Annotated in this window: 1 protein-coding gene; it reads right to left on the reverse strand. The window is 72.0% G+C overall.

The genetic code is table 11. The features are described 5' to 3' along the window. The coding region (locus R0J88_RS19945) for an aldehyde dehydrogenase family protein (protein ID WP_410900868.1) at nucleotides 1–275 on the reverse strand (275 nt) is incomplete at both ends.

Genomic DNA, 275 nt, shown 5'->3' on the forward strand with positions numbered 1-275 from the left:
CACGCGACGCGGCGATCATGTTCAGCACGCCGGGCGGCACGCCGGCTTCCTGCGCGAGGAAGGCGAGCGCGAGCGCGGTGAGCGGCGTGTCTTCCGCCGGCTTCGCGACGACCGTACAGCCGGCCGCGAGCGCGGGCGCGATCTTGCGCGCGATCATCGCGAGCGGGAAATTCCACGGCGTGATCGCGGCGACGACGCCGATCGGCTCCTTGACCGCACTCAGCCGCTTGCCGCGCTGCTGCTGCGGAATCAGGTCGCCGTAGGTGCGCGTCGCT

The sequence above is a fragment of the Pseudoalteromonas sp. SIMBA_162 genome (assembly GCF_046535955.1).
In the GTDB taxonomy this organism is placed as follows: domain Bacteria; phylum Pseudomonadota; class Gammaproteobacteria; order Enterobacterales; family Alteromonadaceae; genus Pseudoalteromonas; species Pseudoalteromonas marina.